We start from the raw sequence: 22,674 nt of genomic DNA on the forward strand, positions 1-22,674 counted from the left end.
CGGGCGCGTGGAGAGTTTTTATGTCAGCTTCCACTCCGAACGCTGTCCTTTCGGTCAGCGGTATCGGCAAGACCTACGCCCAACCGGTATTGAGCGGCATAGACCTGACGCTCATGCGCGGTGAAGTGCTGGCTCTGACCGGCGAGAACGGGGCGGGCAAAAGCACGCTTTCGAAGATTATTGGCGGGCTGGTCACGCCGACCACCGGCCAGATGCAGTTCCAGGGGCAGGACTATCGCCCGGGGAGCCGGACTCAGGCTGAAGGCCTCGGTATCCGCATGGTCATGCAGGAGCTCAATCTGCTGCCGACCCTGTCAGTGGCGGAAAACCTGTTTCTCGACAACCTGCCCAACAGCGGCGGCTGGATCAGTCGCAAACAATTGCGCAAGGCTGCCATCGAGGCCATGACCCAGGTCGGGCTCGACGCCATTGACCCGGACACCCTGGTCGGCGAACTGGGCATCGGTCACCAGCAAATGGTGGAGATCGCCCGCAACCTGATTGGCGATTGCCATGTGCTGATTCTCGATGAGCCGACGGCGATGCTCACTGCGCGCGAAGTCGAAATGCTGTTCGAGCAAATCACTCGCCTGCAGGCGCGTGGCGTATCGATCATCTACATCTCCCACCGTCTCGAAGAGCTGGCGCGGGTGGCTCAGCGCATTGCCGTGCTGCGCGACGGCAACCTGGTCTGTGTCGAGCCGATGGCCAACTACAACAGCGAGCAATTGGTCACGCTGATGGTCGGCCGCGAGCTCGGCGAACACATCGATATGGGGGCGCGCAAGATTGGCGCTCCGATGCTGACGATCAAGGGCCTGACCCGTGCCGATAAGGTCCGTGATGTGTCGTTCGAAGTCCGTGCCGGAGAGATTTTCGGGATTTCCGGTTTGATCGGCGCGGGGCGCACCGAGTTGTTGCGCCTGATCTTCGGTGCCGATATCGCCGACAGCGGCACGATTGCCTTGGGCGCGCCGGCGCAAGTCGTCAGCATTCGTTCGCCGGTCGATGCGGTGGGGCACGGCATTGCGTTGATCACTGAAGATCGCAAGGGCGAAGGCCTTTTGTTGACGCAGTCGATCGGCGCCAATATCGCCTTGGGCAACATGCCCGGCATCTCCAGCGCCGGCTTTGTCGACAACGCTGGCGAGAACGCCCTGGCCCAGCGTCAAATCGACGCCATGCGCATTCGCAGTTCCGGCCCGGCACAGTTGGTGTCTGAGTTGTCCGGCGGCAATCAGCAGAAGGTCGTCATCGGCCGTTGGCTGGAGCGCGACTGCTCGGTGCTGCTGTTCGACGAGCCGACCCGCGGCATCGACGTCGGCGCCAAGTTCGATATCTACAACCTGCTCGGTGAGTTGACCCGCCAGGGCAAGGCGCTGGTGGTGGTCTCCAGCGACTTGCGCGAGCTGATGCTGATCTGCGACCGGATCGGCGTGCTCTCGGCAGGAAGCCTGATCGATACATTCGATCGCGACAGTTGGACCCAGGATGAGTTGCTCGCCGCTGCTTTTGCCGGCTACCAAAAACGTGATGCGCTGCTGAACGAAGCCGCGCCTAGGGATCTTCCATGAAAACCGCTTCTTCCGCCGGCAAACACAGTGGCAACTTCTACGGCCTGGGCACCTACCTGGGGCTGGCGGGGGCCTTGTTGGCGATGATCGTGCTGTTCTCGGTGTTGAGCAGTCACTTCCTGTCGTACGACACGTTCAGCACCCTGGCCAACCAGATTCCGGACCTGATGGTGCTGGCGGTCGGCATGACCTTTGTGTTGATCATCGGGGGCATCGACCTGTCGGTCGGCTCGGTGCTGGCACTGGCGGCCTCGACCGTCAGCGTGGCGATACTTGGCTGGGGCTGGAGCGTTCTGCCCGCAGCGTTGCTCGGCATGGCCGTCGCGGCGCTCGCGGGCACCATCACCGGTTCGATCACGGTGGCGTGGCGGATACCTTCGTTCATCGTGTCCCTGGGCGTGCTGGAAATGGCTCGCGGGGTGGCGTACCAGATGACCGGTTCGCGTACGGCCTACATCGGCGATGCGTTCGCCTGGTTGTCCAATCTGATCGCCTTCGGCATCTCACCCTCGTTCATCATTGCGTTGCTGATCATTTTCATCGCCCAGGCCGTGTTGACCCGCACGGTGTTCGGTCGTTACCTGATCGGTATCGGCACCAATGAGGAGGCCGTACGGCTGGCGGGGATCAATCCGAAGCCTTACAAGATCCTGGTTTTCAGCCTGATGGGATTGCTCGCCGGTGTTGCGGCGTTGTTCCAGATTTCTCGCCTGGAAGCTGCCGACCCGAATGCCGGTTCCGGTCTTGAGTTGCAGGTAATCGCAGCCGTCGTGATCGGCGGGACCAGCCTGATGGGCGGGCGCGGTTCGGTGATCAGCACGTTTTTCGGCGTCCTGATCATTTCTGTACTGGCCGCGGGGCTGGCGCAGATCGGGGCAACCGAGCCGACCAAACGCATCATAACCGGCGCCGTGATCGTGGTGGCGGTGGTGCTGGACACTTATCGCAGTCAACGCGCAAGCCGGCGGACCTGAGTCATGGCGACTATCAAAGATGTGGCAGCCCTTGCCGGCATTTCCTACACCACGGTGTCCCATGTGGTGAACAAGACCCGTCCGGTCAGTGAAGAAGTCCGGATCAAGGTCGAAGAGGCGATCAAGACCCTCGATTACGTCCCCAGCGCGGTGGCCCGTTCGCTTAAGGCCAAGACCACGGCGACCATCGGCCTTTTGGTCCCCAACAGCCTCAACCCGTATTTTGCCGAACTGGCCCGGGGTATCGAGGATTACTGCGAGCGCAACGGTTACTGCGTCATCCTGTGCAACTCCGACGATAATCCGGACAAGCAGCGCAGTTACCTGCGTGTGCTGCTGGAAAAACGCATCGACGGCCTGATTGTCGCCTCGGCTGGTGGCGATAGCGGTCTGGCTCAAGGCCTCAAAGGCGTGCGCACGCCCATGGTGATTGTCGACCGTGGACTGGACGGTGTCGATGCGGACCTTGTGCGCATCGACCATGAATACGGCGCGTACCTGGCGACCCGGCACCTGCTGGAACTGGGCCACCGGGACATCGCCACGATCAGCGGGCCGGAAAACACCAGTGTGGCGCAGATGCGTCTGGCGGGTTATTGCCGGGCCCTGAAAGAGGCGGGCGTCGAAGTCTCTTCCGGGCGCATGCTGGCAAGTGATTTCACCAGCACTGGCGGTTACAGCGCTGCCGCGATTTTGCTGGAAAGCCATCCGCCTACTGCCATTTTTGCCGCCAACGACATGATCGGCATCGGCGTGCTGCGAGCTGCCGCCGAGCGCAATATTCGCGTACCGAGCGAGTTGTCGGTGATCGGCTTCGACGATATCCAGATGAGTCGGTATGTCTATCCGTCGTTGACCACGGTCGGGCAATCAATCCTGCAGCTCGGCGAAATGGCTGCCGAAGTGCTTTTACGACGGATCGCCACGCCGGGTCTGGCGACCGATCAGCGGATCGTGACGCCGAGTATCGTCATCCGTGAATCGACGGCGCCGCTGGCCGGCGTGTTTACCCAGTTCCGTTGAAAACAGGACGCCGCTAAATCAACAGCGTCGCCGAAACAGAATCGATGAGTAGCAATGTATGTCAGCAAAAGTAGTGGTGATTGGCAGTTTGAACATGGACCTGGTGACCCGTGCGCCGCGCTTGCCCAAGGGCGGTGAAACGCTGATTGGTCTTTCGTTTGCCACCGTCTCCGGCGGCAAGGGCGCCAATCAGGCCGTGGCTGCGGCGCGGCTGGGAGCGCAGGTGTCGATGATCGGCTGCGTGGGTGACGATGCTTATGGTGAGGCGCTGCGCGGGGCGCTGTTGGCCGAACAGATCGATTGTCAGGCGGTCAGCACCGTTGAAGGTTCCAGCGGCGTGGCGTTGATTGTGGTCGACGACAACAGCCAGAACACGATCGTCATCGTCCCCGGTGCCAACGGTGAGCTGACGGCTGAAGCCATTGACCGTTTTGATTCGGTCATACAGGCGGCGGACGTGCTCATCTGTCAGCTGGAAGTACCTGATGCCTCCGTTGGCCATGCGCTCAAGCGCGGTCGCGAATTGGGCAAGACGGTCATCCTCAACCCCGCGCCGGCCAGCCGTCCCTTGCCAGTGGACTGGTACGCGTCGATCGATTACCTGATTCCCAACGAGAGCGAAGCGTCGGCGCTGAGCGGAGTGTCCGTGGACTCCCTGGAATCCGCGCAAACCGCGGCAACCAAGCTGATTGCCCTGGGCGCCGGTAAGGTGATCATCACCCTTGGTGCGCAAGGTTCGCTGTTTGCCGATGGCCAGCGTTTCGAACATTTCCCCGCGCCCGTCGTGCAGGCTGTCGACACAACGGCGGCCGGCGATACATTCGTGGGCGGTTTCGCTGCGGCGCTGGCAGCGGGCAAGGATGAAGTGCAGGCAATCCGCTTCGGGCAAGTGGCTGCGGCGCTGTCTGTCACCCGTGCCGGCGCGCAACCGTCGATTCCCGCCTTGAGCGATGTGCAGGCGTTTAAAAACCAATGAAAAAGACACCACTGCTCAACATTGCTTTGTCGCGGCTGATTGCCTCATTGGGGCATGGCGACATGGTCGTCATCGGGGACGCCGGTTTGCCGGTTCCTCCAGGCGTTGAATTGATCGACCTGGCCTTGACCCATGGCATTCCGGATTTTGTCAGCACCTTGAAGGTGGCGCTCAGTGAGATGCAGGTCGAAAGCCATGTGCTGGCTCAGGAGCTCTTCGATAAAAAACCGTCGGCCCTGGTCGCGCTGGAAGAGCTGAACGGCGAAGGCGCATTGGGGCGACGTGAAGTGCTCACCCATGAACAATTCAAGGTCTTGAGCCGACAAGCGAGAGCGATTATTCGTACAGGCGAGTGCCAGCCGTACTGCAACATTGTGCTGGTCGCCGGCGTAACGTTTTAACTGGTTGTCCGCGTTTTGATGTCCCATGCACAAGGAGTTCGCCGTGTATCGCTATGCTCAAAAACTGTACCCACTGCTCCGGAGCCTGCTGCTTTTGTCCCTGCTTACTGCATCGAACGCCCAGGCGTCAGAAAAAATCGACCTGATCATCGACACCGATCCAGGGGCTGACGATGTCGTCGCCCTGTTATTCGCGCTGGCGTCGCCGGATGAGCTGAATGTCCGGGCATTGACCACCGTTGCCGGCAACGTTCGCCTGGACAAGACCTCGCGCAATGCGCGACTGGCCCGGGAGTGGGCGGGGCGCGAAGAAGTGCCGGTCTATGCGGGCGCGCCAAGGCCCCTGATGCGCACACCCATCTACGCCGAGGACATTCATGGCATGGAAGGGCTCTCGGGCATTGCCGTGCATGAGCCCAGGAAAGGCCTGGCCACGGGCAGTGCCGTGACTTATCTGATCGATACCCTGAAATCGGCCAAGCCTCACAGCATGACTATCGCCATGCTCGGCCCGCAGACCAACCTGGCCCTGGCGCTGATCCAGGAACCGGATATCGTCCGGGGCATCAAGGAAGTGGTGGTCATGGGCGGCGCGCACTTCAATGGCGGTAACATCACGCCGGTAGCCGAGTTCAATCTGTTTGCCGATCCGCAGGCCGCCGAAGTGGTACTCAAGAGTGGCGTGAAGCTGACTTACCTGCCGCTGGATGTGACCCACAAGATCCTTACCAGCGAAGCGCGCCTGAATCAAATTGCCGCGCTGAACAACAACGCCAGCCGGCTGGTGGGCGACATTCTCAATGAATACATCAAGGGCGACATGGAACACTACGGCATCCCGGGTGGGCCGGTGCATGACGCCACGGTGATCGCTTATCTGCTCAAGCCGCAATTGTTCAGCGGTCGCTCGGTCAACGTGGTTGTCGATAGCCGCGAAGGACCAACCTTTGGACAAACCATCGTCGACTGGCATGACGGCTTGAAAGCACCAAAGAATGCCTTCTGGGTTGAAAACGGTGATGCCCAGGGCTTTTTCGATCTGCTGACCGAGCGCCTGGCCCGCCTGAAATAAGCGTCAAGCCCCGCAGGTGCCTGCCTGCGGGGTTCACTCCCGGCCGCTGAGCGCTTCGGCCTTTTGGTCTGACAAATGCTTCTCGAAAATCTGCTCGATGAACGATTGCGCGGCTTCGGTTCCAATATCCCTGACCAACAGGTCGATACCGATGATGGCAAGCTCCTCCGTGCTGCCTGGACTGTAGGAGCTGTGGCCGTCCTGCCACTTGGCCTTGATGTCAGCGTCGATGCTTACGGTGGTCATGGTGGCACTCGTGAGGTCGGGGAAGTCTGAGTGCCGAGTTAACCATTTTGCGGGGCTTTTGACACGCCGACTTAGGCGGCAAAGGTGGGCTATGCGACACTTGGTCTTTGACGAATATTCAGGGAATGCGCCGTGCAGATCGATTTGAACTCTCCAGATGACCTGACCCTTGAGGCCGTGCGTCAGTTGCTGGCCGGCGCCAGTGATGATGAGCACACCCAATTGCGGGTCACCCGAGGAGGCATTGCCTATATTTCCTCGGGTGTCGTGGGTGGTACCGATATCGACGGCTTGTTGTTTCGCCTGGAAACCTGGGCCAAGGGCTCCGGTTATGTCGGGCGGGTCGCGGCCAGCGATGAGGTCTGGGTCATGCAGATCTTCAATGCCTTGAAAGAGAACTGGCCCAATCCGCCTTACGACTATATCGACGTCTATTGAGCGTCGTTCATATTCAGTCACGATTCAGTGATTAAGGGGAGGGTGCTGCTCAGGCAAAATCGCGGTTCGTCCGGATTGCGGGCAGGGTGCTAGCGCTGCCGGTGAAACCAAACGCCAGTCTGGTTGTCGCACGATCTCAGCTTAATCATTGAATAAGGAGGCTTCATGCCTTGGAAGCTCGCGTCATTGGGTACTTTGCTGGCCGTTGCCACGCTGGCCGGTTGCAGCACTACCTCTACGGAGTCGGCAACCGCTGATGTTGCGACGACTGACACGGGTCACAGTCGCTGTGAGGCAAAGGCTGCCGAGTTCACTATCGGCAAACAGGCATCGCCGCAACTGCTTGAGCAGGCGCGTACCCGCGCAGGAGCGCAAAGCGCACGGTTCCTGCTGCCAACCGATATGGTGACGCTGGAGTACCGTTCCGATCGCCTGAACCTGAACACCGATGCCAGCCGGATAGTGACCCGCGTCAACTGCGGCTGATCGTTCGTTTTTGTTCCGGCCATAAAAAACCCCGTCACATGGACGGGGTTTTTTTAGTGCGCCTGGAAATTACTCTGGGCGAACTTGAGCAGCTTGCATACCCTTTTGGCCTTTCTCAGCCACGAAGGAAACAGTCTGGCCTTCTTTCAGGCTTTTGAAACCGTCGCTTTCGATAGCTTTGAAGTGTACGAACAGGTCGTCACCGCCACCTTGAGGAGTGATGAAGCCGAAGCCTTTTTCATCGTTGAACCATTTAACGGTGCCGGTTTGGCGATTAGACATGGTGTATCTCCAAGAAACATATATTTTCAGTAGTACTGTGCTGCTCAGGCCAACTGGGCACACCCGGGTATCATAGTCGAAATGTTCGGTTTGGGACCCCCCCGGGCGAGCTGTTTGCCGATCAGTCGTGGTTTTTTTATATCTTTAAATGGCTGGAGGCCCCGTTTTATAAGGCCTCTGGCCGAAAGTAAAGGTGATAAAAAAAGCTGTAAAACCTGCATAAAATGTACGGAATGGGCTGTTTTGGGGACTTTTTGCCAGTAAAACAGGGTTTGAGAACGCAGGTCTGTGCTTAATTTTTGGCTTTGTTCTCAGCCTTGCAGGCTGCAATTTGGCTAAACGCTTTCTGTTTCAGGGCGTCACTGGCTTTGTTATCCATCAATGCCTGGATGTCGCTGGCCGGGAACGACTTGATCGCATCGGCACCACAAGCGCAGTGGGCCTTGGCCGCAGCTGGACCGATTTGTTCCGCAGCCGCAGGAACACACTGAGACATGTACTTCTCGCGTTCACCTTTTGGCCATTCGGCGTGGGCGGCCAGCGGCAGCAGCAGAACGATTGGTGCGACAACAGCGAATAAACGATTCAGATGCATGCCAAGATGCTCCTTTGAGGTCAATGTCTTGTTATCTGAGCGCTAACGCGCGGCTCAAGTTCATCACTCTGGCATAAAAACGCCTGATTTGCCGCGTTGGAAAGCCTCTGCGCAGCTACCACCGTTCATCTGTGCTAGCATGCCCCGCTCGGGCGTTTGCAGGCTCCGACGGACCTTCAGTCCCGGTAGCGGCAGATGCGCGATTAACCCTGATTTGAATCCCAGTCACTCTGGTTCGGTTTTCCGGTTGGCCGCAAGGCTCCTGCCGCTGTAAGGCAGGCGTTCGTCATTGAATGGCCTGGACCGGATCTTGTACTGGCTCATCCCAACCCACGTGACCTTTGGTAGGGGTCACCACTAGGAGAGGAGGCGCCATGCCAACTATTACTCTTCCCGACGGCAGTCAACGTTCATTCGATCACCCGGTTTCCGTAGCCGAGGTCGCCGCATCCATCGGTGCAGGCCTGGCCAAGGCCACCGTTGCTGGCAAGGTCAATGGCAAGCTGGTCGACGCCAGCGACATCATCGACAGCGACGCGTCGCTGCAAATCATCACGCCAAAGGATGAAGAGGGGCTGGAGATCATTCGCCACTCTTGCGCCCACCTGGTTGGCCACGCGGTCAAGCAGCTGTACCCGACCGCCAAGATGGTCATCGGCCCGGTCATCGACGAAGGTTTCTATTACGACATCGCCTTCGAACGTCCTTTCACTCCGGACGACCTGGCCGCCATCGAACAGCGCATGCAGCAGCTGATCGAAAAAGATTACGACGTGATCAAGAAAGTCACTCCGCGCGCCGAAGTGATCGAAGTGTTCAAGGCCCGTGGCGAAGACTACAAGTTGCGCCTGGTCGAGGACATGCCGAACGAACAGGCCATGGGCCTTTACTATCACGAAGAATACGTCGACATGTGCCGCGGTCCGCACGTGCCGAACACGCGCTTCCTGAAATCCTTCAAGCTGACCAAGCTGTCCGGCGCCTACTGGCGTGGCGATGCCAAGAACGAGCAATTGCAGCGCGTCTACGGCACCGCATGGGCGGACAAGAAGCAACTGGCTGCTTACATCCAGCGCATTGAAGAAGCCGAAAAACGCGACCACCGCAAGATCGGCAAGCGCCTGGGCCTGTTCCACACCCAGGAAGAGTCGCCGGGCATGGTGTTCTGGCACCCGAACGGCTGGACTTTGTACCAGGTGCTCGAGCAGTACATGCGCAAGGTTCAGCGCGACAACGGCTATCTCGAAATCAAGACGCCGCAAGTCGTTGACCGCAGCCTGTGGGAGAAATCCGGGCACTGGGCCAACTACGCCGACAACATGTTCACCACCCAGTCGGAAAACCGCGACTACGCGATCAAGCCAATGAACTGCCCTTGCCACGTGCAGGTGTTCAACCAGGGCCTGAAAAGCTACCGCGAGTTGCCGATGCGCCTGGCCGAGTTCGGTGCCTGCCACCGTAACGAGCCATCGGGTGCCTTGCACGGCATCATGCGCGTGCGTGCGTTTACTCAAGACGACGCCCACATCTTCTGCACCGAAGAGCAGATGCAGGCCGAGTCCGCTGCGTTTATCAAGCTGACCATGGACGTCTACGCCGATTTCGGCTTTAAAGACGTCGAGATGAAGCTGTCCACTCGTCCGGAAAAACGCGTCGGTTCCGACGAACTGTGGGATCGCGCCGAAGCGGCATTGGCTGCAGCCCTTGATAGTGCTGGCTTGCCGTACGATCTGCAGCCGGGTGAGGGGGCCTTCTACGGTCCGAAGATCGAATTCTCGCTGAAAGATTGTCTTGGTCGGGTCTGGCAGTGTGGTACCCTGCAGCTCGATTTTAACCTGCCAGTGCGTCTGGGAGCCGAATACGTCTCCGAAGACAACAGTCGCAAGCACCCGGTGATGTTGCACCGGGCGATCCTCGGGTCCTTCGAACGTTTCGTCGGAATCCTGATCGAGCACTACGAGGGTGCATTCCCGGCGTGGCTTGCTCCGACCCAGGCAGTGGTGATGAATATCACCGACAAACAAGCGGATTTCGCCGCCGAGGTTGAAAAAACCCTCAACGAAAGCGGATTCCGTGCCAAGTCTGACTTGAGAAATGAAAAAATCGGCTTTAAAATCCGCGAGCATACTTTGCTCAAGGTTCCTTATCTCTTGGTTATCGGAGATCGGGAAGTCGAGATGCAGACTGTCGCTGTGCGTACTCGTGAAGGTGCTGACCTGGGCTCGATGCCCGTCGCCCAGTTCGCTGAGTTTCTCGCGCAAGCGGTTTCCCGGCGTGGTCGCCCAGATTCGGAGTAATTATTATTAAGCGTGAAATGAGACAAGATAAACGAGCTGCACCGAAAGCCCCGATCAACGAGAATATCTCGGCCCGCGAGGTTCGGTTAATTGGTGCTGAAGGTGAACAGCTTGGGATTGTGTCAATTGAAGACGCGCTTCTTAAGGCTGAAGAGGCCAAGCTGGATCTGGTGGAGATTTCCGCCGATGCAGTACCACCTGTTTGCAAACTGATGGACTACGGCAAATCGATCTTCGAAAAGAAGAAGCAGATTGCTGCGGCCAAGAAAAACCAGAAGCAGATTCAGGTTAAAGAAATCAAGTTTCGTCCAGGGACGGAGGAAGGGGATTACCAGGTAAAACTGCGCAACCTGGTACGTTTCCTGAGTGACGGGGACAGGGCCAAGGTATCCTTGCGATTCCGCGGCCGTGAGATGGCCCACCAGGAGCTGGGGATGGAACTCCTCAAGCGAGTTGAAGGTGACTTGCTCGAGTACGGTTCGGTCGAACAGCATCCTAAGATGGAAGGACGCCAGCTGATCATGGTCATCGCCCCGAAAAAGAAGAAGTAATCAACAGGGCACGGCAGGCCTTCTGATTATGTTTATCAACTGAATGCGGAGTATCCGAACATGCCAAAAATGAAGACCAAAAGTGGTGCTGCTAAGCGGTTTCTGAAAACTGCTAACGGTATCAAGCACAAGCACGCTTTCAAGAGCCACATCCTGACCAAAATGTCGACCAAGCGTAAGCGTCAACTGCGCGGTAGCAGCTTGCTGCATCCGTCTGACGTGGCAAAAGTCGAGCGCATGCTGCGCCTTCGTTAATTTTAGTCAAGAATAGAGGAAGTAACTCATGGCTCGTGTAAAGCGTGGCGTCATTGCCCGTAAGCGTCACAAAAAAATTCTGAAACTTGCTAAAGGTTACTACGGCGCACGCTCCCGCGTATTCCGTGTTGCCAAGCAAGCGGTAATCAAGGCAGGCCAATACGCCTACCGTGACCGTCGTCAGAAAAAACGTCAGTTCCGCGCTCTGTGGATCGCTCGTATCAACGCTGGTGCTCGTATCAACGGTCTGTCCTACAGCCGTTTCATCGCCGGCCTGAAAAAAGCGTCCATCGAGATCGACCGTAAGGTTCTGGCTGATCTGGCAGTGAACGAAAAAGCGGCGTTTGCTGCGATTGTCGAGAAAGCTAAAGCCACCTTGGCTTAAGTACCCCCGACAGTCACCCGGCCTCGCATCTGTGGGGCCAGGTGTTAAACGTCATAAATAGGGGAAGAGCCTTCAAGCTCTTCCCCTATTTTGTATCTGGAGTCTGTACATGGAAAACCTGGATGCGCTCGTCTCGCAAGCTCTAGAGGCTGTGCAAAGCGCTGAAGATATCAATGCCCTGGAGCAAATCCGGGTTCACTACCTTGGCAAGAAGGGTGAATTGACTCAGGTGATGAAGACCCTGGGGAATTTGCCGGCAGAAGAGCGTCCGCAAGTCGGTGCGCTGATCAACGTTGCCAAGGAGCGTGTCACAGAGGTTCTCAATGCGCGCAAGGCGTTGTTTGAAGAAGCCGATCTGGCTGCCAAACTCTCCGCCGAGTCCATTGACGTGACCCTGCCTGGCCGTGGTCAGACCTCCGGTGGTCTGCATCCGGTTACCCGCACTCTGGAACGCGTCGAACAGTTCTTCACCCGTATCGGCTACGGCATCGCCGAAGGCCCCGAGGTCGAAGACGACTATCACAACTTCGAAGCACTCAACATCCCAGGCCATCACCCGGCCCGGTCGATGCATGACACCTTCTATTTCAATGCGAACATGCTGTTGCGCACCCATACCTCGCCGGTACAGGTCCGCACCATGGAGTCCAAGCAGCCGCCGATCCGCATCGTCTGCCCAGGCCGCGTATACCGCAGCGACTCCGATATCACCCACTCGCCGATGTTCCACCAGGTCGAAGGCCTGCTGGTCGATCGCGACATCAATTTCGCCGACCTCAAGGGCACCATCGAAGAGTTCCTGCGGGTGTTCTTCGAAAAAGAACTGGCCGTGCGTTTCCGTCCTTCGTACTTCCCGTTCACCGAGCCATCCGCTGAAGTCGACATGGAATGCGTGATGTGCAGCGGTAAAGGCTGCCGCGTCTGCAAGCAGACCGGTTGGCTGGAAGTGATGGGCTGCGGCATGGTTCACCCGAACGTGCTGCGCATGTCCGGGATCGACCCGGAAGAGTTCTCGGGCTTTGCCTTCGGCATGGGCGTTGAGCGTCTGGCCATGCTGCGTTACGGCGTGAACGACTTGCGTCTGTTCTTCGACAACGACTTGCGGTTCCTCGCGCAATTTCGCTAGTCGTAACGAATTCTTAGGAGAGCAGGATGAAATTCAGTGAACAATGGCTGCGTGGCTGGGTTAGCCCGCAGGTAAGTCGCGACGAGCTGGTTGCTCGTCTGTCGATGGCCGGTCTTGAGGTCGATAGCGTTACGCCGGCCGCCGGTGTTTTCAGTGGCGTGGTCGTTGGCGAGGTGCTGAGCACCGAGCAGCACCCGGACGCCGACAAGCTGCGCGTGTGCCAGGTCAGCAACGGTTCGGAAACCTTCCAGGTGGTTTGCGGTGCGCCCAACGTGCGCCCGGGCCTGAAGATTCCTTTCGCCATGATCGGTGCCGAGCTGCCAGGCGACTTCAAGATCAAGAAAGCCAAGCTGCGTGGCGTTGAGTCCAACGGCATGCTGTGCTCGCAATCCGAGCTGCAGGTCGGTGAAGGCAATGACGGCCTGATGGAGCTGCCGGCCGATGCGCCGGTGGGCGAAGACTTCCGCGTTTACCTGGACCTGGAAGACGCCAGCATCGAGGTCGACCTGACCCCGAACCGTGGTGACTGCCTGTCCCTCGCCGGTCTGGCTCGTGAGGTCGGCGCGCTGTACGCCGCTCCGGTGGTCCGTCCGGTGGTGGCTGCGGTGCCTGCCGCGCACGACGAAGTACGTTCGGTAGAAGTGCTGGCGCCGGCCGCGTGCCCGCGCTACCTCGGTCGTGTGATTCGTAACGTTGACCTGTCCAAGCCTACGCCGCTGTGGATGGTAGAGCGTCTGCGTCGCGCGGATGTGCGCAGCATCGACGCTGCCGTCGACATCACCAACTACGTGATGCTTGAGCTGGGTCAGCCACTGCACGCCTTCGACCTCGCCGAAATCAACGGAGGCATCCGTGTGCGCATGGCCGAAGAGGGCGAGAAGCTGGTGCTGCTCGACGGCCAGGAAGTCACCCTGCGTAGCGATACGCTGGTGATTGCCGATCATTCCCGCGCACTGGCAATTGCCGGCGTCATGGGTGGCGAGCACAGCGGTGTCTCCGCGACCACACGCGATGTGTTCCTGGAAAGCGCCTTCTTCGACCAGATCGCCGTAGCCGGCAAGGCCCGTTCCTATGGCCTGCACACCGATGCATCGCATCGCTATGAGCGTGGCGTGGACTGGCAACTGGCCCGCGAGGCCATGGAGCGCGCGACTGGCTTGCTGCTGGACATCACCGGTGGTGAAGCAGGTCCGATCATCGAGACCGTCAGCGAACAGCACCTGCCGAAAATTGCTCCGGTCACCCTGCGTGCCCAGCGCATTACCCAGATGCTGGGCATGGAAATGGATTCGGCTGAAGTGGAGCGTCTGCTCAACGCTTTGGGCCTGACCATTACTGCCGACGGAGCAGGGCAGTGGCGTGTAGAAGTGCCAAGCCATCGCTTCGATATCAGCCTGGAAGTCGACCTGATCGAAGAGCTGGCACGCCTGTACGGCTACAACCGTTTGCCGGTTCGTTATCCGCAAGCGCGCCTGGCGCCGCAAGCCAAGGCAGAGGCGCGTAGCGACCTGCCAGAACTGCGCCGCCTGCTGGTTGCCCGTGGTTACCAGGAAGCCATTACCTACAGCTTCATCGATCCGAAACAGTTCGAACTGTTTAATCCGGGTGTGGAGCCGTTATTGCTGGCCAATCCGATTTCCAACGACATGGCCGCCATGCGTTCGTCCTTGTGGCCAGGTCTGGTCAAGTCGCTTCAGCACAACCTGAACCGCCAGCAGGATCGCGTGCGCCTGTTCGAAAGTGGCCTGCGTTTCGTGGGTCAACTCGAAGGCCTGAAGCAAGAACCGATGCTGGCCGGCGTGGTTTGTGGCAGCCGTCTGCCGGAAGGCTGGGCGCAAGGCCGCGACACCGTCGACTTCTTCGACGTCAAGGCTGACGTGGAAGCGGTGCTCGGCTTCGCCGGTGCCCTGGATGCATTCACTTTCGTACCGGGCAAGCACCCGGCGCTGCACCCGGGTCAAACCGCGCGCATCGAACGTGATGGTCGTCTGGTCGGCTTCATTGGCGCGATCCACCCCGAATTGTCGAAAACCCTCGGTCTCGACCGTCCGGTCTTCGTCTTCGAACTGGTTCTGGCGGAAGTGGCGTCGGGCAAAATGCCGAAATTCCACGAGTTATCGCGCTTTCCTGAAGTGCGTCGTGACCTTGCACTGATTGCGCACAAAGACGTTGCAGCCACGGCTGTACTGGACGTAATCCGTGAAAATGCAGGCGAATGGCTGACAGACCTCAGGCTATTTGACGTGTATCAGGGTAAAGGCATTGATCCTGATAGAAAAAGCCTCGCAGTCGGCTTGACCTGGCAGCATCCATCGCGCACTCTTAATGACGATGAGGTGAATACCGCAACGCAAAACATCCTCACCTCGCTCGAACAAAGGTTGAACGCCACGTTAAGGAAGTGACGTATGGGGGCTCTGACGAAAGCTGAGATGGCGGAACGTCTGTATGAAGAGCTGGGCCTGAACAAACGGGAGGCCAAGGAATTGGTCGAACTGTTTTTTGAAGAAATCAGGCATGCGCTCGAAGACAACGAACAAGTCAAATTGTCCGGTTTCGGCAATTTCGACCTTCGGGACAAACGCCAGCGGCCTGGCCGCAATCCGAAAACGGGGGAAGAAATCCCGATCACGGCTCGCCGTGTGGTCACCTTTCGTCCAGGGCAGAAGTTGAAGGCCCGAGTTGAGGCTTATGCTGGAACCAAGTCATAACGACGAGCTCCCCGTCATCCCGGGCAAACGCTACTTCACCATTGGTGAAGTCAGCGAGCTGTGTGCGGTTAAACCACACGTGCTGCGCTATTGGGAGCAGGAGTTTCCTCAACTCAACCCTGTCAAACGCCGCGGAAACCGCCGGTATTATCAGCGCCAGGACGTGCTGATGATCCGGCAGATCCGCGCGCTCCTTTATGATCAGGGGTTCACCATCGGCGGAGCGCGCCTGCGTTTGTCCGGTGATGAAGCCAAAGACGACACCACCCAATACAAGCAAATGATCCGCCAGATGATCGCCGAGCTCGAAGATGTTCTGGTGGTACTCAAGAAATAAATTCCTGCTTTTAAATACTTCCAGTTTTCAAAAGCTTGCGATATATTCTTGAGCGTTCCTCGAGAAGAGGAACAGGTTTCACGCCTAGTCGGGGCGTAGCGCAGTCCGGTAGCGCACTAGCATGGGGTGCTAGGGGTCGAGTGTTCGAATCACTCCGTCCCGACCATATTTTTCAATGACTTAGGCCAATGTTCGCAGCATTGGCCTTTTTCATGTGCGTGACTTTTGCGTGACTTCTCGATTTTTCACGCTTGCTTCCTCTTCAATATCGTCAGCACCGGTCCACGCGAATCGGTTGCTGATACCATGTTCGCAGCTTCAATCAGATGCCCGAGCTCAGCGCCCGAGTAGTGACTGGTGATACTGCCGTTCTTGTGGCCCAGGAGTGCCTTGCGGTCTTCCTCGGTGACGCCTGCTGCGCGTAGCCGACGGCCAAATGTGTGTTTGAGGTCATGAATCCTGATGGATGCATAACCTGGGTGAGCGGGGCGAAGGTTTTCCTCCTGCCAGAGTTTCGCCGCTCTCACCCGCGCCTTCTTCCAGGCCGAGTCGTTCATCCGGTGCATCGCGCTGCCGTTGTAAGGGAAAACCCAGTCCTTGCTCAGTCCGCGCTGCTGTTCGATGATCGACTTCGCCACGTTGTTGAGCACGACCAGTCGCTCATCACCGTTTTTCACTCCAGACCGTTCGTGCCTACCCCCGAAATCAGCTGGAATCAGAAAAACGCTGGTGCCGAGTTCCGGTACCGAAATCTCCCAATCCCATCTCAGCTTGCAGACTTCCTGCTCCCGCGTGCCGGTGTTCACCTTGAACAGCGCCATCGTTTGCAGGTGGGCCGGCAATTCCGAAAATAGAATCGACTGCTCCTGCCAGGACATCGGGTACGGCTTGCGGCTCGACTTCTTCTCTTCCAGCTTCGTGAGCATCGGCACGCTATCTAGCCACGGCCTGCGCTCATCGTCTCGCCACTTCCTGGCACACAACGATAAAACCCGAACCACACGCTCGATCGAGATATTCACCGTTCTGTTGCTCACACCCTTCTTTACCTTGCCGTCCTCGAGCTTCTTGGTCGCCAACCTGTCCTTGATGAACGGCACCAGAGCCTTGTCATCAATGTGGGTCAGCGGCATGTCGCCAATGAACGGGTCCAGCTGGGAAAGGTGGTGTGCTGAAAGCTTGATTGAAGGCTGGTCTTTGAACTCCAGTAGGAAGCGAGTCGCCGCTTCCCGCCAGATCCTCACCTTCTTTACGCCGTACACCTTCTGCTGGCGAATCTGCTCAAGCCGGTAGATCAGGTAGCGTTCCGCTTCTTCCCGGTCACCAGTTCCAGTGCTTTCGTAAAGTCGTTCTCCGTTGATTTTCTTGTCGATATGCCAGATGCCTTTCCTCTCGGAGAGGCCTGTGATCGATTTTCGCGCCATGATTTATCTCCTTTCAGGCGCTCGCTGCGGGGCAATTGTTGCTCCGGGGCGCGTTTTTTATCAATTGCTTTGGCCTCGACGTACGCCGTTGCCCAGTCATCAAGCTCCTGCCGGTCGAAGCCGACACCGCGCTCGCCGATCGGAAACTCGCTGACATAAGGGCGCACGGTTTTGTCGAACTCGGCGCGGCACATGCCCAGGTAGAGGGGGGCGGCGCCGGCACGGATGAAACGGGGGAGGATGCTTTCGCGCCTGGGCCGGGATGGCGCGTGCGCCAGTTCTGCTGACATAAATGCTCCATGCCGCGCGCGGCGGCAGAGGGTGGGTATTTTGGAATTCTGATGAAGGGCGTGAGGCACGCTTTGAAGGTGAGCTACGGTTTATTCGTTCATCTCGCCAGTTGCGTACATGCTTTCTCCCCTGAGGTGACTGGCGGGGTGAACCCTTACCGACGCGGCCCCTTGTAGATGAGCCAGAGCATGTAGAGCGGGGCGAAGATCATGGCGTCACCTTTGCGCCCGGCAGCTTCGGCACCGGCACTGCTCGGCGACCCCAGACGCAGATCGGACCATCTTCGGCGCCATGGATCGACAGGATGAACCAGCCCGGTTCGACTGGATGCTGGATTTCCCAAGCCGAGCAATCGCACTGGCCGTCATCCATGTAGGCATCGAACACGTCGAAGGAAACGTCGCTTTCCATGTAGGTGATCTTCGTTTCCACCTGGTGGCGCAGGCACCACTCCTGGAACTGTGCTTCGGTGATTTCGTCGTCGTACTCTGAGAGGTAATCCGGGTGTGACCACCAGCCGTCGGTGTCGCGTTCGACCGGCAGCGGCTGAATTAGAACTTTTTCTTCGGGCATGACTTCGTCCTTGCCGCTATGGCGGCTGACTTTGAAGGGGGAGGGGTGTTCTTTTGTGGGGATTATGCGAAGCTCTGGCTCGTTGCCAGCATCAGGTCAAACCGTTTACAAGAATTGAATATTACGAAGCTTCTTGAGTTTCCAATCTAATGGATGAGGGGTGTCTTTATGATCAAAACCGTATCGAAGGTTTTAGCTGTTGGTGCGTTGTGCCTTGGTGCTGCTGCTTGTTCTACTATTGATGGGCTTCAACCCACTGATAGTGGGGTGACCGTTGAAGTGCGAAATAAAACTTACAACGAGGTGTGGAAGTCTTCGGTGAGTGCTATGAGCTCAGGTTTGGCCATTGTTGAAGTAAACAAAAGCGCTGGCGTCATTAAATCCGAAGCACCCGCCGGAATGGCCACTTGGGGGGAGGTAATCGGTTTGTTTGTCACTCCTGTCTCGCCATCCGCAGATAGTTACTCGATTCGAATCGTCAGCAAGAAGCGTTCGACGTATCAAATTACCGGCCAGGATTGGGCGCCGTCTATCGCTGCTCGCGTACGGGCGGACTTAGACGCAGAGTAATTTGCTCACCCTGCAATCTCCATCGACACCAGATCATGGGCATTCGCAGTCGTCTGCCCATGCTGCCGGAAGACGGGAAGGGCGCCGGCCTGCTCTCGCACTGCGCGCATGCCTTCCTCGTCGTAACCCCAGATGTTGCTGTCGTTGAATCGTTCAGGGCCGAGATAGCCCCGGTGCAGCGGCTCACCGGTGCGGATGTATTCGCGAAAGCCTTCGACCAGGCTGCGCAGGGTGCCGCCGTGACTGAACCCTCGCCACCGGCCACCCCAGTTCGTTTTGTGCGTGAAGATACGCCGAGCGCTGTAATCGTCGATGAACCAGACTTTGCCCCGTTGATCCACCTCCATGCTGGCGTAACGATCCGCGACTTGATTGAAGAAGAATCGCCGGCCGTGGGCGCCAATGATTCGGATTGCCTGGTTGACGTGCTCGACGCGTTTGCGCTTCATCCACATGCTGTTTTCCGAATAGCGGCAGCCCCGATACTCCGGTTTTGGCTCGTAATCGGTGGGGCGGATCACGCAGGCCAGCAGTTGGGCCCAGGTGTCGGCGTTGTTTGGCAGGCAAATCCCAAACTCCTTGGTGTCGTACTCAACCTCACAGGAAAGCCGTTCCACCAGGTCAGCAGGAACCGCGATGTTTGAGCAGCCGCTGTTGTAGTAGCCAAGGTGCTCGAGCACTCGAGCTTCTTCGTAGTGGCCGGCGCTGCTCAGCATCCAGCAGTAGCCACTGTCATCTGACCGCCAAAGCGTGATTGCTTTATGGCGGCGGTAGGTGTGCTTCAGGCTCAGCACGATGAACGTGCGCGCCGGTTTGTTTTCTGTGGGCATGGGGATACCTCTATCGGTATATTGGGGTTTTCGATCTTTTGTCAGGTGAAGGAAGACATGACTGATGCCGGCGTGACGCGTGTTTACCACTTCTGCAACGAAGAGTTTGGGCTGAAAAACCTTCAAAATTCGAGGCTGAAGGTTGCGACGATAATGGATCTTAATGATCCATTTGAGATGATGTGTTATTCATCTCCTGATAAAGAAGTTAGAAGGCATCTTGTAAAACTTAAGAAAGATATTGCCGGTACGTTTGGAATGCTCTGCTTTAGTCGATCGCTTCTAAGTCCTGTGCAGTGGGGGCATTATGGTGATAAGCACAAAGGGGTGTGCTTGGCGTTTGATGTGCCTACTGACCGATTGCACGTTGTTGAATATCGCGCCGGCCGAATTGAGTTTGACGTTGATCAGTATTTAGCTTTGCCTAAAGTAGATCGGTTTGAATTAATGAAAAAACAACTTCGTGTAAAGCACTCTCAGTGGAAATATGAGAAGGAAGTACGTCAGGTTTTTTTGTTAAACGCCGCGGCCAAGGAAGGCATGTATTACTTCAAATCATTTTCTCAAGTCGGTGAGTTGCGCCAAGTCATAGTGGGTTGCAACTCAGAAGTGAGTCGAGAGAAACTAAAGAAAACGTTGGGTGAGCGGTACGAAACTGTCGAATGCTTTAAAGTGCGTACTGCATTTAAGTCATACAAAATAGTGAGGAACAGGGACGAAAGCCTCTGGCCATAGCCCCTGCAAAATCTAGGAGGATCACTGGTTATTGCCTGCTATGCGGCTTCAAGCTGAAGCTTACCCACCCGCCATGGGTCATTGGCCAGGGCCAGAGCAGCTATTGGCGGTGGGCTGACACTGGAACCGCACATGTGCACCTGCTGGGTCTTGGTGAACGCTCGCAGACAACTTCGGGCGCATAGCCGGCCTCAACCCTAGTGTTAAGATGCAAAAAATATTCGTCGAGATTTGATTATGGATGAGTCGGGTGCAGTGCTGGTAGGGCGATCACGGATGGTTTCAGGGAGCGTTTATTTCTTGAATCAGGATGGAGATCGAATTCACCCCATCTTTCAGGCCGATAAAACTACCGGGCAGCGCTCCTATAGGGTTCACATCGATGGTGGGAATGAGAAAACCACGGATATCGATGTAACCTCCGAGCAGGAATTGATAACGCATGCTCAGCTAGGTCACTCCATTCGATGCCTCCTACCGGACGGCCAGGCCAACAATCGTTCGCTTAACTCATCAGACGTAGTTGATTTGATCGTGCCGACCAAAATTCAGATGAAGAATTTTTGGTGGGTAAACCACAAAAAAACCCATCTAGATGAATATGCTGGCGGGTATATCTGGTCCCCCAAAAAAAAGCGTAATGGTGCTGCCAACCAGACGTATTTGAACCTTACACTTGTGAGCCCAGGTGATATTGTCGTTTCGTACGCAGATGGCTCCATAAAGGCCATAGGAGTAGCGTCGGGTTTGCATCATGAAGAGCCTATTCCCGAAAGTCATTGGCAGGCTGCCGAGTATTGGCAGGAGCTTGGCTGGATGGTGCCTATTGAATGGAGAAAGTTGGATCATCCTATTTCGCCAAAATCACACATTGGAGTTATAGCCGAGCTGCTGCCGGAGAAATACTCTCCTATAAAGAAAAATGGCAATGGAAATGAAGGTTGTTTCCTCGCAAGTATTTCGCCGGCTTTAGGTAATGTAATTCTCGAACTAGTAGCTGCACGCGATTTAAAAGCGTTGCCCGCAACGCAGGTCACAGCTTCCGCAGGTGGGATAGAGCTAGAGAAAGACATAAGCCGATTACCGGCGGAACAATTGCGAAAAGTCACGCCCGAGTACATTTGGGAAGCGGTGCAAATCCTACTTCAAGGTACTCATGCTGATGGATATAGACCATCGACGGACTATGACTTGTTGGCCGATGACGGTGTGAGGTTAGCGCCAAAGCAAGTGTTTGGCCTTGCAGCAACAGCTGCGCTGGGAAAGGACATTAAGCCAGTCCACTTCACCGGTGGTGTGGGTACCGTCTGCTTTGAACTGCTGGAGGCGGCAGGCTACAAGATTGTTCAAAAAGATGAGCATGTTGAGTCGGTCGAAATACCCACTGACACTGAGGAGCGAGTGTGGGCAGAGGGCCAGGTCAAATTGGTGTCTCACCTCAAGCGCGAACGCTCACCAGGCTTATCTAAAGCCAAGAAGGCTTCATTCATCAAAAAACATGGCCGGCTATTCTGCGAAGAGTGCGGAACAGATCCTATCGAGGCCTACGGTGATTTTGGTACGGCCTGTATCGAAGTCCATCATGAAGCCGTCCAGGTCGCCGATATGGGCGATGAGCACAAGACCACCCTCGACCAACTGCGTTGTCTATGTGCAAACTGTCACCGCATAGTGCATCACAGGCTGAAGTTGCGACTAATTCATTCGGCAGTAGATAGCCAGAATCAAGGCGTGCCTGTATCGGAGGCAGTGGCGTGATAGTCAGCCTCCGCCATCTCGCAGAAGAATGAGCAGGCCGGGATCTTCTCGTTACGGCGCACTGGTCCCTCGCTCAGCTCTCGCAGTGAGAAGCGGATATTTGTGGTTCGGTTCCGAAACAGATAGGAGCCTTCGCCCAATTCATCCTGGATTAGGCATAGGGCTTCGAACTGCTTCGGGAAGTCTTCGCGGATCGCCCGGAAGTAACCTTCGCCGCCTTTCACGCAACCGATGCAGTTTGCATTTTCGTAGCCCATGCGGTACATCAACGGCAGTTCAATGCCCGCGCGCTGGATCATCGCCTTGCAATCCTCTTTGCCCAGGCCGCGCTCGATCAATGGAGCAATCACTGGGCGATTGGGGTTTCGCTCGCGGAAGTCCTCCAATCTGTCAGTTTCCTCAGCGGTGTACCCGAAAACCATTACGTCTCCAGGCTCTTTCCAGGTATCGAGTAAACGGCGCTTCAGTAATTTTGTACATGGCGCTCCGTTGCGTCCCTTCATGAATCGCTCACGTCGGAACACCTGGATGATGTCGGCGCCGTACTTTTCATCCCGCAACTGTACAACTTCCTGCCCGAACCACTCCTGGCAGTCCATCAGGAATCGGCGGTTGTCCTCGTGCTCGTTGGCCAGGAACGAATTGATGATCTGAACATCGTGTGTCGTGCCGTACTGTGCCAAGGCCAACTTAGTAGCCACCGCCGAGGCGGCACCGCAGCTGAATTGGCAAACGATTCGCGGTTGTTGTGCGGACATAGGGGG

Annotated in this window: 27 protein-coding genes and 1 tRNA gene; 20 read left to right on the top strand and 8 right to left on the bottom strand. The window is 57.0% G+C overall.

From position 1 onward, the window contains the following. Nucleotides 1-20: 20 nt before the first annotated feature. Genes QMK54_RS10340 through QMK54_RS10365 form a run of 6 tightly spaced genes read left to right on the top strand, consistent with a single transcriptional unit; the run spans nucleotide 21 to nucleotide 6,020 of the window. A complete protein-coding gene (locus tag QMK54_RS10340; RefSeq protein WP_320402451.1) occupies nucleotides 21-1,574 on the top strand; it encodes a sugar ABC transporter ATP-binding protein in 1,554 nt (517 codons plus the stop codon). Next, nucleotides 1,571-2,548 (top strand): ABC transporter permease, encoded by a 978-nt coding sequence (locus QMK54_RS10345; protein ID WP_320402452.1) that lies wholly within the window; start codon nucleotides 1,571-1,573, stop codon nucleotides 2,546-2,548. The genes QMK54_RS10340 and QMK54_RS10345 overlap by 4 nt, the downstream gene beginning before the upstream one ends. Nucleotides 2,549-2,551: 3 nt before the next feature. Next, a complete protein-coding gene (locus tag QMK54_RS10350; protein ID WP_110656661.1) occupies nucleotides 2,552-3,571 on the top strand; it encodes a LacI family DNA-binding transcriptional regulator in 1,020 nt (339 codons plus the stop codon). A 58-nt stretch (nucleotides 3,572-3,629) separates the two neighbouring features. Then, nucleotides 3,630-4,547 carry a ribokinase gene (gene rbsK, locus QMK54_RS10355; protein ID WP_320402453.1) on the top strand — a complete coding sequence of 306 codons (918 nt, stop codon included), beginning with the start codon at nucleotides 3,630-3,632 and terminating at the stop codon, nucleotides 4,545-4,547. Beyond that, entirely contained in the window at nucleotides 4,544-4,948 is a 405-nt protein-coding gene (gene rbsD / locus QMK54_RS10360; RefSeq protein ID WP_320402454.1) for a D-ribose pyranase, read from the top strand. Before rbsK ends, rbsD begins: the two co-directional genes overlap by 4 nt. Nucleotides 4,949-4,991: 43 nt before the next feature. Continuing rightward, a complete protein-coding gene (locus QMK54_RS10365) occupies nucleotides 4,992-6,020 on the top strand; it encodes a nucleoside hydrolase (protein ID WP_320402455.1) in 1,029 nt (342 codons plus the stop codon). A gap of 33 nt (nucleotides 6,021-6,053) precedes the next feature. Here the strand turns inward: QMK54_RS10365 and QMK54_RS10370 are convergent, their stop codons facing one another. After that, nucleotides 6,054-6,266 (bottom strand): hypothetical protein, encoded by a 213-nt coding sequence (locus tag QMK54_RS10370; RefSeq protein WP_110656653.1) that lies wholly within the window; start codon nucleotides 6,264-6,266, stop codon nucleotides 6,054-6,056. A gap of 132 nt (nucleotides 6,267-6,398) precedes the next feature. Here QMK54_RS10370 and QMK54_RS10375 point away from each other — a divergent pair, with 132 nt between their 5' ends. Next, nucleotides 6,399-6,704 carry a hypothetical protein gene (locus QMK54_RS10375; protein ID WP_320402456.1) on the top strand — a complete coding sequence of 102 codons (306 nt, stop codon included), beginning with the start codon at nucleotides 6,399-6,401 and terminating at the stop codon, nucleotides 6,702-6,704. A gap of 165 nt (nucleotides 6,705-6,869) precedes the next feature. Next, nucleotides 6,870-7,190 (top strand): I78 family peptidase inhibitor, encoded by a 321-nt coding sequence (locus QMK54_RS10380; RefSeq protein ID WP_320402457.1) that lies wholly within the window; start codon nucleotides 6,870-6,872, stop codon nucleotides 7,188-7,190. 69 nt (nucleotides 7,191-7,259) lie between these two features. Here QMK54_RS10380 and QMK54_RS10385 read toward each other — a convergent pair whose 3' ends face one another. Further along, nucleotides 7,260-7,472, bottom strand: a complete 213-nt coding sequence (locus tag QMK54_RS10385; protein WP_003179963.1) for a cold-shock protein — start codon at nucleotides 7,470-7,472, stop codon at nucleotides 7,260-7,262. Nucleotides 7,473-7,764: 292 nt separating this feature from the next. Next, a complete protein-coding gene (locus QMK54_RS10390; RefSeq protein WP_110656648.1) occupies nucleotides 7,765-8,067 on the bottom strand; it encodes a hypothetical protein in 303 nt (100 codons plus the stop codon). Nucleotides 8,068-8,441: 374 nt separating this feature from the next. Here QMK54_RS10390 and thrS point away from each other — a divergent pair, with 374 nt between their 5' ends. The 9 genes from thrS to QMK54_RS10435 all read left to right on the top strand — a co-directional run bounded on the left by thrS (nucleotide 8,442) and on the right by QMK54_RS10435 (nucleotide 15,895). Next, complete coding sequence (gene thrS, locus QMK54_RS10395) at nucleotides 8,442-10,364, top strand: threonine--tRNA ligase (protein WP_110656646.1); 1,923 nt, start codon at nucleotides 8,442-8,444, stop codon at nucleotides 10,362-10,364. After that, nucleotides 10,364-10,915, top strand: coding sequence for a translation initiation factor IF-3 (infC, locus tag QMK54_RS10400; protein WP_172435341.1), 552 nt, complete (start codon nucleotides 10,364-10,366; stop codon nucleotides 10,913-10,915). Before thrS ends, infC begins: the two co-directional genes overlap by 1 nt. A gap of 60 nt (nucleotides 10,916-10,975) precedes the next feature. Then, nucleotides 10,976-11,170, top strand: a complete 195-nt coding sequence (gene rpmI, locus QMK54_RS10405; RefSeq protein ID WP_002553160.1) for a 50S ribosomal protein L35 — start codon at nucleotides 10,976-10,978, stop codon at nucleotides 11,168-11,170. A gap of 28 nt (nucleotides 11,171-11,198) precedes the next feature. Continuing rightward, nucleotides 11,199-11,555: a 50S ribosomal protein L20 gene (gene rplT / locus QMK54_RS10410; RefSeq protein ID WP_007905879.1), complete on the top strand. Its 357-nt coding sequence runs from the start codon at nucleotides 11,199-11,201 to the stop codon at nucleotides 11,553-11,555. A 109-nt stretch (nucleotides 11,556-11,664) separates the two neighbouring features. Then, the gene (gene pheS, locus QMK54_RS10415) at nucleotides 11,665-12,681 is read left to right on the top strand and encodes a phenylalanine--tRNA ligase subunit alpha (RefSeq protein WP_007992477.1); all 1,017 of its coding nucleotides are present in this window, start codon (nucleotides 11,665-11,667) and stop codon (nucleotides 12,679-12,681) included. A 26-nt stretch (nucleotides 12,682-12,707) separates the two neighbouring features. Then, nucleotides 12,708-15,086, top strand: a complete 2,379-nt coding sequence (pheT, locus tag QMK54_RS10420; RefSeq protein ID WP_223592953.1) for a phenylalanine--tRNA ligase subunit beta — start codon at nucleotides 12,708-12,710, stop codon at nucleotides 15,084-15,086. Nucleotides 15,087-15,089: 3 nt separating this feature from the next. Further along, nucleotides 15,090-15,392: an integration host factor subunit alpha gene (ihfA, locus tag QMK54_RS10425; protein WP_002553164.1), complete on the top strand. Its 303-nt coding sequence runs from the start codon at nucleotides 15,090-15,092 to the stop codon at nucleotides 15,390-15,392. Beyond that, the gene (locus QMK54_RS10430) at nucleotides 15,373-15,729 is read left to right on the top strand and encodes a MerR family transcriptional regulator (protein ID WP_003179985.1); all 357 of its coding nucleotides are present in this window, start codon (nucleotides 15,373-15,375) and stop codon (nucleotides 15,727-15,729) included. Before ihfA ends, QMK54_RS10430 begins: the two co-directional genes overlap by 20 nt. 89 nt (nucleotides 15,730-15,818) lie before the next feature. Then, nucleotides 15,819-15,895: transfer RNA gene (locus tag QMK54_RS10435), tRNA-Pro, on the top strand. 79 nt (nucleotides 15,896-15,974) lie between these two features. On the opposite strand, the gene QMK54_RS10440 is transcribed toward QMK54_RS10435, so the two are convergent. The 3 genes from QMK54_RS10440 to QMK54_RS10450 all read right to left on the bottom strand — a co-directional run bounded on the left by QMK54_RS10440 (nucleotide 15,975) and on the right by QMK54_RS10450 (nucleotide 18,017). Further along, a complete protein-coding gene (locus tag QMK54_RS10440; protein ID WP_320402905.1) occupies nucleotides 15,975-17,138 on the bottom strand; it encodes a tyrosine-type recombinase/integrase in 1,164 nt (387 codons plus the stop codon). Beyond that, on the bottom strand, nucleotides 17,024-17,443 hold the full coding sequence (locus tag QMK54_RS10445) for a hypothetical protein (RefSeq protein WP_320402458.1): 420 nt from the start codon (nucleotides 17,441-17,443) through the stop codon (nucleotides 17,024-17,026). Before QMK54_RS10445 ends, QMK54_RS10440 begins: the two co-directional genes overlap by 115 nt. A 208-nt stretch (nucleotides 17,444-17,651) precedes the next feature. Further along, on the bottom strand, nucleotides 17,652-18,017 hold the full coding sequence (locus QMK54_RS10450) for a hypothetical protein (RefSeq protein ID WP_320402459.1): 366 nt from the start codon (nucleotides 18,015-18,017) through the stop codon (nucleotides 17,652-17,654). A 168-nt stretch (nucleotides 18,018-18,185) separates the two neighbouring features. Here QMK54_RS10450 and QMK54_RS10455 point away from each other — a divergent pair, with 168 nt between their 5' ends. Then, nucleotides 18,186-18,587 carry a hypothetical protein gene (locus tag QMK54_RS10455; RefSeq protein WP_320402460.1) on the top strand — a complete coding sequence of 134 codons (402 nt, stop codon included), beginning with the start codon at nucleotides 18,186-18,188 and terminating at the stop codon, nucleotides 18,585-18,587. Between the two features lie 5 nt (nucleotides 18,588-18,592). Here the strand turns inward: QMK54_RS10455 and QMK54_RS10460 are convergent, their stop codons facing one another. After that, a complete protein-coding gene (locus tag QMK54_RS10460; protein WP_320402461.1) occupies nucleotides 18,593-19,417 on the bottom strand; it encodes a hypothetical protein in 825 nt (274 codons plus the stop codon). Nucleotides 19,418-19,474: 57 nt separating this feature from the next. On the opposite strand from QMK54_RS10460, the gene QMK54_RS10465 reads away from it, so the two are divergent. Next, nucleotides 19,475-20,152, top strand: a complete 678-nt coding sequence (locus QMK54_RS10465; protein WP_320402462.1) for a DUF2971 domain-containing protein — start codon at nucleotides 19,475-19,477, stop codon at nucleotides 20,150-20,152. 237 nt (nucleotides 20,153-20,389) lie between these two features. Further along, entirely contained in the window at nucleotides 20,390-21,910 is a 1,521-nt protein-coding gene (locus QMK54_RS10470) for a hypothetical protein (RefSeq protein ID WP_320402463.1), read from the top strand. On the opposite strand, the gene QMK54_RS10475 is transcribed toward QMK54_RS10470, so the two are convergent. Then, the gene (locus tag QMK54_RS10475) at nucleotides 21,877-22,668 is read right to left on the bottom strand and encodes a hypothetical protein (protein ID WP_320402464.1); all 792 of its coding nucleotides are present in this window, start codon (nucleotides 22,666-22,668) and stop codon (nucleotides 21,877-21,879) included. The genes QMK54_RS10470 and QMK54_RS10475 overlap by 34 nt on opposite strands. Between the last annotated feature and the right edge of the window lie 6 nt (nucleotides 22,669-22,674).

It is taken from the genome of Pseudomonas sp. P5_109, from assembly GCF_034009455.1.
In the GTDB taxonomy this organism is placed as follows: Bacteria; Pseudomonadota; Gammaproteobacteria; order Pseudomonadales; family Pseudomonadaceae; genus Aquipseudomonas.

Coding starts and splice junctions, on each gene's coding strand:
- pheT (WP_223592953.1), top strand. CDS start 12,708: ATGAAATTCAGTGAACAATGGCTGCGTGGCTGGGTTAGCCCGCAGGTA.
- QMK54_RS10430 (WP_003179985.1), top strand. CDS start 15,373: ATGCTGGAACCAAGTCATAACGACGAGCTCCCCGTCATCCCGGGCAAA.
- QMK54_RS10340 (WP_320402451.1), top strand. CDS start 21: ATGTCAGCTTCCACTCCGAACGCTGTCCTTTCGGTCAGCGGTATCGGC.
- QMK54_RS10475 (WP_320402464.1), bottom strand. CDS start 22,668: ATGTCCGCACAACAACCGCGAATCGTTTGCCAATTCAGCTGCGGTGCC.
- QMK54_RS10450 (WP_320402459.1), bottom strand. CDS start 18,017: ATGCCCGAAGAAAAAGTTCTAATTCAGCCGCTGCCGGTCGAACGCGAC.
- rpmI (WP_002553160.1), top strand. CDS start 10,976: ATGCCAAAAATGAAGACCAAAAGTGGTGCTGCTAAGCGGTTTCTGAAA.
- QMK54_RS10465 (WP_320402462.1), top strand. CDS start 19,475: ATGACTGATGCCGGCGTGACGCGTGTTTACCACTTCTGCAACGAAGAG.
- QMK54_RS10345 (WP_320402452.1), top strand. CDS start 1,571: ATGAAAACCGCTTCTTCCGCCGGCAAACACAGTGGCAACTTCTACGGC.
- QMK54_RS10350 (WP_110656661.1), top strand. CDS start 2,552: ATGGCGACTATCAAAGATGTGGCAGCCCTTGCCGGCATTTCCTACACC.
- thrS (WP_110656646.1), top strand. CDS start 8,442: ATGCCAACTATTACTCTTCCCGACGGCAGTCAACGTTCATTCGATCAC.
- QMK54_RS10385 (WP_003179963.1), bottom strand. CDS start 7,472: ATGTCTAATCGCCAAACCGGCACCGTTAAATGGTTCAACGATGAAAAA.
- ihfA (WP_002553164.1), top strand. CDS start 15,090: ATGGGGGCTCTGACGAAAGCTGAGATGGCGGAACGTCTGTATGAAGAG.
- rbsK (WP_320402453.1), top strand. CDS start 3,630: ATGTCAGCAAAAGTAGTGGTGATTGGCAGTTTGAACATGGACCTGGTG.
- rbsD (WP_320402454.1), top strand. CDS start 4,544: ATGAAAAAGACACCACTGCTCAACATTGCTTTGTCGCGGCTGATTGCC.
- QMK54_RS10390 (WP_110656648.1), bottom strand. CDS start 8,067: ATGCATCTGAATCGTTTATTCGCTGTTGTCGCACCAATCGTTCTGCTG.
- QMK54_RS10370 (WP_110656653.1), bottom strand. CDS start 6,266: ATGACCACCGTAAGCATCGACGCTGACATCAAGGCCAAGTGGCAGGAC.
- QMK54_RS10380 (WP_320402457.1), top strand. CDS start 6,870: ATGCCTTGGAAGCTCGCGTCATTGGGTACTTTGCTGGCCGTTGCCACG.
- pheS (WP_007992477.1), top strand. CDS start 11,665: ATGGAAAACCTGGATGCGCTCGTCTCGCAAGCTCTAGAGGCTGTGCAA.
- rplT (WP_007905879.1), top strand. CDS start 11,199: ATGGCTCGTGTAAAGCGTGGCGTCATTGCCCGTAAGCGTCACAAAAAA.
- QMK54_RS10460 (WP_320402461.1), bottom strand. CDS start 19,417: ATGCCCACAGAAAACAAACCGGCGCGCACGTTCATCGTGCTGAGCCTG.
- QMK54_RS10445 (WP_320402458.1), bottom strand. CDS start 17,443: ATGTCAGCAGAACTGGCGCACGCGCCATCCCGGCCCAGGCGCGAAAGC.
- QMK54_RS10455 (WP_320402460.1), top strand. CDS start 18,186: ATGATCAAAACCGTATCGAAGGTTTTAGCTGTTGGTGCGTTGTGCCTT.
- QMK54_RS10470 (WP_320402463.1), top strand. CDS start 20,390: ATGGATGAGTCGGGTGCAGTGCTGGTAGGGCGATCACGGATGGTTTCA.